This is a genomic window from Bacillus sp. 05T31 (assembly GCF_056396725.1).
On sequence record NZ_JBFTMA010000089.1, the window covers coordinates 1 to 10,385 of the forward strand.

Here is a 10,385-nt window from a genome sequence, read left to right on the forward strand (position 1 = left end):
ACCTACCGTTGGGCTACGCCCTTCACACGCTTGAGGAAGGAGAATTATTTAAAACTAAAACATTTTGTTGAAGTTCATTGTACGTTGAAAAGGCAGAGTCTCTTTGGAGACTTCGCCTTTTCGGTATATCATGAATTACAGSAATTACTAGTAGCCTCATAATATYTCCTCATAYATTCATGCCTCTGTTTATCTCTTGAGAAACTTTGCACCAGAACCATATATACCCTGGAAACACATGTTTCCCTACAGAAAAGGTGAATTCATCTTCCGCTTAACTTATTGGTGCTATGCACCTTCACACAAATTGAGGGGGAAGTTTTCTTGGCTAAAAATAATCTAGATAGTTTAATTTCTAATTGTTCCTGTATCTTTTATTTTAACGTGTGTATTCACACGTATTTTAGCTTTTGAAAAAGCGTGCAACCAATCTTCTTTTACCTTTTTCCATTCTTTATATTGAAAAGCTCTAGCGTGTAATGATAAACCAATTGGATCAATTTTATTTCTCTGCATATCCTGTAACATGCCTTGTAATTTTTTATTGAACTCTTCCTGGATTTCATGTTCCAATCTACCTATATTCTTATTACCATGTAAACGAGTTTTAGTTAAGTTTCCGTTGGTTTTTTCAATTAAGGATACATTCATACTTACATCTATATTAAAAATAAATTTACCTTTTTGGAAATCAACACTAATTTTTCTCTTTGCATTTTGTACGAAAACAGACGTATTTGGCTTTTTATCAGATTTTTTTGGAGAAAGAACAAGGTGTAGTATCATCCGACCTGTATTTTTTGACTTATTAATAAGGTTGAAAAACTTCACATCGGTTTTAGGAATCTTCGTTAAGTACTTTCCTTGATGATTTAAAAATGCAATTCCTACCGTATCAATTTCATTATTTGTTTTCTTGATAATGGGAACAGTTTGCGTCATTCCCTGTTCATTTTTTTCTCTCATTAATTGTTGAATCGTGGAAGAGACGGATTGATTATTTTGAATAGACGATTCGATTACACCATTTATATAAGATGGAAGTGATGGCTTATCAGGCCTATTAACTTTAAACACATCTTCTGCCGGTCCATCAACAAGCACCACTTTAGCATTGATGGTAGCGTAAGGATCACGGTAAGARGAATCRAGCKCCTGYAWCCAATTTKMTTCTTGYGCTAATTTATCCCCAATTAAAATAACTTCAGCTTTGGATGATGTCACATACCCTGTTAATTTCGTATCCGTTTTGCTAAATCCATCATATATGGTTGACGCCTGAACCCAATGCTCTACAGTACTGCTTTGCTGTTTATGATGAAAGAGTGGTATGCTTGTGCCCACTTTTATGTTTCCATTAGAAGTTCTATCTAAGCCGATTAAAAGGATTAAAGAAACTTTTTCAAGAGGAATTCTTTGACTACAACCAATTAAACATACACAACAGATTACAATCCATATCCATTTTCGAATCAAAGCTGTTTCCTCCTAGTAAACCAAGTAAAAACAATGCTGTAAGCGAAAAAGAAGGTTGGTAATAGAATAAAGAAAATGATATTTAAGATATCCATAAGAGAATATATAAATAAATATTGATCCACATCGGGATTTAGAAAAACGAATAAGCCGACTATTAATAGCATAAAACCAACCAGCATCCAATTGCGAACGTTTTTTTGAAATAAAATGGTCACAGATTCGAAACTGAAAAATAAATACGGATATATTGTAGTAGAAAATACAATCAAATAGTAAGCRATATATAWAATTTCTAATCGTTCTATGAAAGAAAAACGAACCCCTTTTAACAGATGAAATACTGGCCAAATCACTTCCTTTATACCCTCAGGGCTAAAATATATATAAGAAAGAATAGTAGCATATAGRTAGAAAAACATGGTTCCTGTATTCGCTATTAGTATTCCTTTTATGGCCTTTTGTTTTTTTTGTAAGAACGGATAAATAAAATATGCAATTTCTAAGCCGGCATAAGGGGTAATTGTTTCTTTTGTTGCTTTTACAATAGGGTATATACCATCTTTAATAATAGGTAGTAAGTGTAAAGGAGCGTACATACTTTTTAATGAAAAAAGAAGAAATAGTGGCATCCAAGTAGTGAAGAAGAAAACMAGCATAGAATAACTAGTAAGAGCCCTTAACCCACTCAGGGCTAAAATAATAAAAGGCAATAGTAATAATATRGMRATTTGATAAGCAGGAGTGGAAGGGAATATCCACACTTTTACAACATCAGTTACCTTTAATAAAGTATTAAAACCAGCAAAAAATAGATAAAAGGCATATAAAAGAAGAAAAATTGTCCCTAGCCATTTACCAAAGTATGTTTTTAAAATYTGTGAGAAATTTTTGYTAGGAYTTTTTTGTAACATTAATACAATAAATACGCCAATTATAGAAGTAACCATCCATCCCAGAATGATAGAAATCCAGCCATCTGTGCCAGCGGTAGTAGCAAGAGGGCTTGGCATAATTAACATACCTGATGCAAGTTGCAGTGAATGGATGAAAACAATAAATTCAAATAAAGTTATGTTTTGAAATTTAAGATTCCCCATGCGAACCACCTTCTTTTTTCTTTTTTTGTTCCGGCTGTCCTGTACTCGAGCGGGTGGTGATCATGGAAATAGGAAATCTTACAAAAGAATCTTTTAACTCTTGGAGACGAAATGGTGCAATTGGCAATCCATATGGTGTACCATAGGAAGTTAATGAAACAAAATGAGCAAATAAGAGCATTAATCCACTAACAATACCTACAATTCCAAAAAAGTAGGCAAATAACATCATTGGAAAACGAATAAGCCGAATACAACTTGATAAATCATAATTAGAAACAACAAATGATGCAATGGCAGTAATAGATACGATAATAACCATAACGTTACTCACAAGTCCTGCTTGAACAGCTGCTTGTCCAATTACAATACCTCCAACAATTCCAATTGTTTGTCCAATTGGTTGTGGTAGACGAATACCAGCTTCACGAAGCATTTCTAATGTGATTTCCATAATAAATGCTTCTAGTAAAGGCGAGAAAGGGACTTTAATTCTTGACGTTGCAATAGAAGTATATAGATCTAAAGGAATGATTTCAAAGTGGAATGAAACCATTGCAATATATATTGCGGGTAAAAATATAGCTATAATAAATCCTAAAAATCGTAATAAGCGAAAAGATGATGCAATCAGCCAATGTACATTATAATCATCGGGAGTCTGAAAAAATCCAATTAAATTCATTGGAACGATCATTGCACCAGGAGATCTATCAATTAACACTGCTACTTTACCATCAAGAATATGATTAGAAATRGCATCTGGGCGTTCACTTAAATAAGCCTGTGGAAARGGAGTCCAATTTTGATCYTTTGTAAARTTRGAYARTTCTCCWATGCTCAATACYGYATCMGTTTTAATTTTACAGATTCTWGTYTCYAYTTCYTGKACCACATCTTCGTTAGCTACATCGCCTAAGTAAAGTAAATATACAAAAGTAGTGGCCCGTTCTCCGATTGTCAATTTTTTGATTTTTAACTCAGTAGAAGGAATATATCTACGAATGAGACCTATGTTTTTAGTGGCATTCTCAATAAACCCATCATGAGAACCTTTAATGGTAACTTCTGAAATAGGTTCCTGAATCGATCTTTCTGCCCATCCCTTTGTATTTATGAGAAGGGCTTTCTTTTCCCCTTCCATAAACAGTACACATTGTCCCTCGAGCAGCCCTTTTTTAATTTCATTCCATTTATATACTGTTTTTGTATAAGTAGCAATAATATTAGAATTAAATACCTGCCTGTCTTCATTTACTTCTTGTAATAATGGTGTAACGACATTTCCTTTTAGTGCAAAACCATCTGTCAGACCTTCAAAATAATATAGTAAAATATTCGTTTTTGTTTTTAATTGTAATGGATGTTCAACTAAATCGGCACAAATATCAAAGATCTGTTCTAATGTATTCTTAATTTCTTGTAAATTATTTGTCTGGATAGTTTCAACAATGGTATTTTCCATGGTTTCTAAGTTCTTTTCATTTAAAGACATGATTTACACCTCTTTACGTATAACGGTCGTGTTTTTATTATTTTTATATAATCAAATTTTATTCATTGGGATAGCAACACATCGCTATCAACTTGAAATTTTGTGGCACCCCCAGAACGAAATTTTAAAGCCTTCTTGAAACAAAAAATTTCATTTTATCATTATTTTTGTGGTGACCTGTTTGCTTGGTTAGCGTGGGTGCCAAATTTAATTATTGCCGAATTATTTATAAGACAAAGTCTTAATAAAGAGCAACAACAGAAAAATACTGATTTACATTTTTGATGCAAATCTGATGTGATATTGAGACCAGGACTCTTAGGTAATTCAATGATTTTCTATAAAAATACACCTAATACTAATCCAAGACTAATAATTATATGAACTGTACCCCGAATCATGGACACTTAAAAAAAGCCCCATGATTCGGTTTTTTTTGTATTTTTATCAAAAAACCGGAACCAACGATAGAAATGAGGTACGGAGAATGRGTAARATTATTTTTAACGAAATTCAAATGAAACAGCTAGAAAAAAATAAAAATGYATTAAAAATGTCGGAMYGTTAGATTAGCTATTGTTCAGATTTCAAAGTAAGAGCGGTAAAAGAAAATCAACAAGGAAAAGGTCCTAKCCAAATCTTTTTAGAGAATGGGTTTRACTTAGCTGTGATTGGTGAGGAAGGCTTTTATACAGAACGCCGYGGGAAAGGAAGCACGTATTGCGTTTTTAGAAGCGGAATTGACATTTCTAAAAAAGTTAGACGAACTCGAAAGGCAGGCGTTACAGGTAAACGTAAAAAAACCGCCTATTACGGGCGGTCGCTTTTCTTAGGACATAAACAAAGGATGCAAAGTGCAACAAAAAATATAGGTAACAAAATTATAAGCGATAGCCTCTTCATAAAACAGGTATTGAATCATCGGCATGTCCCAATATGAAACTTTTAAAACTGCAACTGTATTTTCTCTCGATGTTTCATTTAGTGTTGTACCTATAACTTTTCTGTATACAGTAAATTCTCCGATATAAGCTGGATCATCAACATGACGGAACGGTGTGTCACCTTCAAGCTCAATGTCCGTAGATTTTATATTAGGATATGTATCTTTAATTTTTTCTTTTAATATAGCTAAATCACTTTTACTTATTTTTTGAGGTGCTCCCGTAGTGGCTTGTGCGTATACGTGTAATTTTATGTCATCTTTTTGGATAGCTGACCTACCTACTATTCTATTTGGAGAAAATATAAGTAATATCACATGCAAAATAAAAAAAATTACAAAGACTTTAGAGGGTTTTTCTAACTTGTTCAATTATCATATCACCAATATATACTAATTATATTATAAGGTATATTAGGTTTTTTTAGTTAGACGTACCAAACTGTTTTTGTTGACTGAGACGAAATTGTTCTTCATACCAACTCACTTTTGCCGTGAGTTCCTCTATTTGAGCTTGAAGTGATTCAATTGTGGGTTGATTTGGATGTGAAAGTGTTGTTTTCATAGATAAATCCATTCGATAAAATTGTCCAAATTCCTTTTACATATATGATTTTTATAGAATGGTTCTCGCATGTACGGCTTGATGCCCTTGTTTTTGGTGACTAATTTTATGTTTATACGGTATTCATAGATAATTAAGTAGTTCAAATTTAGTAAAGAAAAAGAATAAAACATATATGGATGCGGATTGAGTAACCCTATCGCTCTTTTCGAACAAGAAACCCCCATCGTCTTTAGAAATACAATGTAAGAGAGGTTGGATACAGTGCGACATTGAAACACATAAGTTTTTTGTGTTTTAAACGAAATATAGAAGTAATGTAAGGATTTCATGCATATAATAATGTTAATGGCTAAAATTAACAAAAAATTCATTTTAATCAGATAAAAATGACAAGATTTTAACTTACAATTATGTTAATGCGATTAAAAAAGGCTAATAACTATTTTTCATAACAGTTAAGTTTAGATAGGAAGAGGATAATGAAGACTAAAGATAGTTATAAAATCATTGTAATTGGTGCCGGGACTGCGGGACTGTCCTTTACTGCACATTTATTACGTAATGTATCCCTATTTAAAGAAAGTATAGCGATTATTGATCCATCTAAAAAACATTATTTTCAACCTCTGTGGAGTTTAGTKGGKGGWGGAATTGTTTCAAAGGAGTCTACGATGCGTGATCAAGAATCACTTGTTCCTAATGGTGCGATCTGGATTCCTAAACGTGTTGTTAAGTTGTTCCCATCTGAAAATAAGATTCTTTTAGATGATGAAACTATGCTTGAGTATGAAATTCTTATTGTAGCAGCCGGTATACAAATAAATTGGGGTGGTATTAAAGGGTTGAAAGAATCTATTGGGACTAATGGTGTTTGTAGTAACTATTCCTATAAATATGTTGATTCTACTTGGAGAGAAATTGAAGGATTTAAAGGAGGAAATGCTGTTTTTACCCACCCAAACACCCCTATTAAATGCGGTGGTGCCCCACAAAAAATTATGTACCTGGCCGAGGAGCATTTTTGTAATAGTGAAGTAAGAAAGAATAGCGAAGTTATGTTTTATTCTGCAAACCCTAACATATTTCAGGTTCCACGTTATGCAGATACACTAGATAAGGTGTTAAAAAGAAAGCAAATTATAACGAAATATAATAAAAATTTAGTAGAAATTATTGCCGAAAAGAGAGAAGCTATTTTTGAGGATACGCAAACACTAAAAAAAGAAAGTGTGTCATATAGCATGTTACATGTTGTTCCACCAATGGGACCGCCTAGTTTTATAAAAGATAGTGAAATAAGCGATCATCAAGGTTGGGTTGATATAGACCCTTATACTTTGCAGCATGTACGTTATAAAAATATTTTTGGACTAGGGGATTGTACAAATTTACCCACATCTAAAACTGGAGCGGCAATTCGAAAACAAGTACCTGTCTTAAAACAAAATATTATGGACGTACTGAATGGAAGAGATATGCAGGCTAAATATGATGGGTATACATCTTGTCCAATTGTTACAGGGTATAAAAGTCTTATACTAGCTGAATTTAACTATGAACATGAGCCTCAAGAAACGTTTCCGTTTAATCAAGCGGAAGAACGGTATAGCATGTTTTTGCTAAAAAGATATATGTTGCCATATATGTATTGGAATTTTATGTTGAAAGGAATTTTATAGGGGAAAGATAAAAAGTTGTTTTAAAATCTGAAAAGTAATAGGAAATAAGAAATAGGAGGGAATAGCYATGCTYTTAAAATATTTTTATGATGAAAAATTAGCACATGCTTCCTATTTAGTTGGTTGTCAGAAGGAAGGAGTAGCAATTGTAATTGATCCAAGCCGTTGTATAGAACAATATATAGAATATGCTAGGAAAGAGGGAATGGAAATAATTGCTGCGGCTGAGACACATATTCATGCTGATTTTCTTTCTGGGGCTAGAGAACTTTCTCATCTTTATAAAGCAAATTTATATGTATCTGATGAAGGTGATTGTGATTGGAAATATCAGTATCTTAATGAGATTCAATACCATCTTGTCAGAGAGGGAACTGAATTTAAAATTGGTCATATAAAATTTAAAGTAATTCATACTCCAGGCCACACACCTGAAAGCATTTCTTTTTTAGTAACTGACACGAGCCAGAATAATTATACAAATGAACAACCTATTGGAATATTCACGGGTGATTTTGTATTTGTAGGCGATGTAGGAAGACCAGACTTATTAGAAACAACTGTTGGTATTAAAGACACTGCTAAAAAAGGAGCAAAGCAACTATTTGATTCTATACAAAAAATAAAAAAACTACCTGATTATTTACAAATCTGGCCATCGCATGGTGCAGGAAGTGCATGTGGAAAAGCATTAGGGGCAATTCCAACTTCTACATTAGGTTATGAAAAGATGCTCAATTGGGCATTTCAGTGTAATGAAGAAAGTAATTTTATATCTACTCTATTGACGGGACAGCCAGATCCTCCGAAGTATTTTTCATTAATGAAGTATTTAAATAAATTGGGTCCACCAATTCGTAAGAAGAGAGATATTATTAGCATTAATACATTTGAAGAGTTCCAAGAAATCACTAAAAAAGTTCAGCAAATTGTTGATATAAGGGATGTAGAGTGTTTTGCTGCGGGTCACATTGAAAAATCCATTAATATTCCGTATAACAATTCTTTTTCAACTTGGTGTGGGTGGTTATTAGACTATAAAAAAGAAACATTAATCATTTTAGATATGGAAAAAGTTAATGTGGAGGAAGTTATTAGAGACTTTGAGTCYATTGGCTTAGATAATATTATTGCTTTTGCGCCTTCAAARGTAATTCAAAGATTCCATAGTTTAGAGAGTTATAAGGAAAAAACATCAGATGAATTATATCCGTTAATAAAGGATGGAAGTGTTAAGGTTATCGATGTGCGTAGTAAAAAAGAATGGGATGAAGGACACCTTCATGATGCAATACATATTGCTTTAGGTAATTTATTTGAGCAGCTAGATCAAGTTCCTACAGGTTGTCCTATAGTTTTACAATGCCGGACGGGTTTACGTTCTGCTATAGCTGCTAGTATTTTGCAAAGAGCTGGTTTAAAGGGTGTAGTCAATTTAAAAGGAGGATTCCTTGCATGGGGAAAGTCTGGATTACCATACTATAAGTAATTTAAAAGAGTATAAAATGTCTTTTTCTTTTTTCAACATTCATCTTTTATTGACTGTCGGGATATTGCAGATGCTGCAGTGGAAGTTTTGATTAACAGGGAGAAATCAGGGGTAATAAAAAGGATAGTCATTATTTAAGACGTAACGCTTTCTCTACGAGCTGACGAATTGCTTCATTTCAATTACTTATCTTGTTATCGTGCCAAAAATCCTCTATTTATTTTACTTGTTCTTTTGTAAATGCAAATAAATTTTCATGTATGGGAAAAGCTTGTTACAATAGTAAAGAATAACTTGGGTACAATTGATAATGAAATGGGGAAAGATATTAGATGAAAGCAACCGGAGTAACTAGAAAAATAGATGAATTAGGGCGTGTGGTAATTCCAAAGGAACTTAGAAATACGCTAGGTATGAAAGAAAAATCACCATTAGAGATCTTTGTAGAAGGTGAAGACATTATTTTACAGAGGTATCAGCCTGGTGGTGTTTGTGCGTTAACAGAAGAAGTGTCAAATTGTAACATATCATTAGCAAATGGTAAGATAGCATTAAGTCCAGAAGGTGCAGAATTATTAATAAAAGAAATAGAACAATACCTTGTAAAATAAGAAGCTCCTTTCAAGGGGCTTTTTTAGGTTTAACATTGTAATTTCACGTACCGTAATAATTAATAAAAGATAAAACACCACACAAATAGTCTACATTTACTTTTATGTTGAATTAATCCGCTAAATGGATCATGTATTGTTTATTTTGCATAGATTTCTTGCGAAATATGTCCCTAAAGCAGTATTTCAATTTAAATGTGATACGATAGTTATATATTCGTTTTGCTAGTGAACTACCCGCCACTTAACGTCCTAACGGACTGTTTGAAGTGGGGGCTTCTCGGTTAGTCGTTACTTTTGATAGCTAACGAATTCGTCTTAAGACAGCCGAGCTAACTCCCTTGTTCCAAAGGTTATTTTATTGCTATTTATGCTAACGCTAATAGGCGTATTGCTTCATTTTTGATATTGATAGCTGCGTTATAATCTCTATCGAGATTTACACCGCATATGCAAGAATATACTCGTTCAGAMAATGTCATATTTTTYACATTTCCACAACTACTACATGCTTTTGTGGAAGGAAACCATCTGTCTATTTTCACAAGTTGTTTTCCTTGTTCGTTTAGTTTATAAGCTAAGAAAGAAGTGAACATACCCCACCCATTATCAGCGACACTTTTTCCAAAATGAAGTGCTTGCGACATTCCTTTCATATTTAGGTCTTCAATGGCTACAACATCAAAATTAGTAGCCAACTCTTTAGACTCATGATGAAGGAAATTTTTACGTTGGTTAGCTACTTTCTCATGTAACTTAGCTACACGAATACGTTGTTTATTCCAGCGCCCAGAGCCTTTATTGCGTCTTGCTAATACTCGTTGTGCCTTTGCTAATTGGTCCAACATGTTACGATAGAACTTAGGATAATTGGCTTTCTCATCCTCAGAACTAACGTATAATCCATCCATCGCAAAGTCTAACCCAACAACTGTTTCTACTTCTTTTTGCACAATCTCTTTTTCGTATTCAGTCAAGATAGACACATAGTATTTACCAGTAGATGTCATAGAAATCGTACATG

General features: G+C 33.2%; 9 protein-coding genes and 1 pseudogene. 4 read left to right on the plus strand and 6 right to left on the minus strand.

The genetic code is table 11. From position 1 onward, the window contains the following. Positions 1-348 precede the first annotated feature (348 nt). The 3 genes from AC1DJR_RS08530 to AC1DJR_RS08540 are packed head-to-tail and all read right to left on the minus strand — an operon-like array spanning position 349 to position 4,071. Complete coding sequence (locus AC1DJR_RS08530; RefSeq protein ID WP_477002385.1) at positions 349-1,476, minus strand: Ger(x)C family spore germination protein; 1,128 nt, start codon at positions 1,474-1,476, stop codon at positions 349-351. Then, positions 1,473-2,576: a GerAB/ArcD/ProY family transporter gene (locus AC1DJR_RS08535; RefSeq protein WP_477002386.1), complete on the minus strand. Its 1,104-nt coding sequence runs from the start codon at positions 2,574-2,576 to the stop codon at positions 1,473-1,475. The genes AC1DJR_RS08530 and AC1DJR_RS08535 overlap by 4 nt, the downstream gene beginning before the upstream one ends. Then, positions 2,563-4,071 (minus strand): spore germination protein, encoded by a 1,509-nt coding sequence (locus tag AC1DJR_RS08540; protein ID WP_477002387.1) that lies wholly within the window; start codon positions 4,069-4,071, stop codon positions 2,563-2,565. The genes AC1DJR_RS08535 and AC1DJR_RS08540 overlap by 14 nt, the downstream gene beginning before the upstream one ends. A 177-nt stretch (positions 4,072-4,248) precedes the next feature. Here AC1DJR_RS08540 and AC1DJR_RS08545 point away from each other — a divergent pair. Next, positions 4,249-4,356: pseudogene (locus AC1DJR_RS08545) on the plus strand (DUF2306 domain-containing protein); the annotation flags it as partial. 544 nt (positions 4,357-4,900) lie between these two features. Here the strand turns inward: AC1DJR_RS08545 and AC1DJR_RS08550 are convergent. Both AC1DJR_RS08550 and AC1DJR_RS08555 read right to left on the minus strand, forming a co-directional pair. After that, positions 4,901-5,386, minus strand: a complete 486-nt coding sequence (locus AC1DJR_RS08550; protein ID WP_477002388.1) for a transposase — start codon at positions 5,384-5,386, stop codon at positions 4,901-4,903. A gap of 52 nt (positions 5,387-5,438) precedes the next feature. Next, the gene (locus tag AC1DJR_RS08555) at positions 5,439-5,579 is read right to left on the minus strand and encodes a hypothetical protein (RefSeq protein WP_002203961.1); all 141 of its coding nucleotides are present in this window, start codon (positions 5,577-5,579) and stop codon (positions 5,439-5,441) included. A 482-nt stretch (positions 5,580-6,061) separates the two neighbouring features. Between AC1DJR_RS08555 and AC1DJR_RS08560 the strand changes: the two genes are divergently transcribed. From AC1DJR_RS08560 to AC1DJR_RS08570, 3 genes are all read left to right on the plus strand, one after another. After that, a complete protein-coding gene (locus AC1DJR_RS08560; protein WP_477002389.1) occupies positions 6,062-7,261 on the plus strand; it encodes an NAD(P)/FAD-dependent oxidoreductase in 1,200 nt (399 codons plus the stop codon). A 67-nt stretch (positions 7,262-7,328) separates the two neighbouring features. Continuing rightward, complete coding sequence (locus tag AC1DJR_RS08565) at positions 7,329-8,750, plus strand: MBL fold metallo-hydrolase (RefSeq protein ID WP_477002390.1); 1,422 nt, start codon at positions 7,329-7,331, stop codon at positions 8,748-8,750. 332 nt (positions 8,751-9,082) lie between these two features. Continuing rightward, positions 9,083-9,361, plus strand: a complete 279-nt coding sequence (locus AC1DJR_RS08570) for an AbrB/MazE/SpoVT family DNA-binding domain-containing protein (RefSeq protein WP_477002391.1) — start codon at positions 9,083-9,085, stop codon at positions 9,359-9,361. A gap of 368 nt (positions 9,362-9,729) precedes the next feature. On the opposite strand, the gene AC1DJR_RS08575 is transcribed toward AC1DJR_RS08570, so the two are convergent. Continuing rightward, a partial coding sequence (locus AC1DJR_RS08575; protein ID WP_477002392.1) for an RNA-guided endonuclease InsQ/TnpB family protein occupies positions 9,730-10,385 on the minus strand: 656 nt, incomplete at its 5' end.

Coding starts and splice junctions, on each gene's coding strand:
- AC1DJR_RS08570 (WP_477002391.1), top strand. CDS start 9,083: ATGAAAGCAACCGGAGTAACTAGAAAAATAGATGAATTAGGGCGTGTG.
- AC1DJR_RS08555 (WP_002203961.1), bottom strand. CDS start 5,579: ATGAAAACAACACTTTCACATCCAAATCAACCCACAATTGAATCACTT.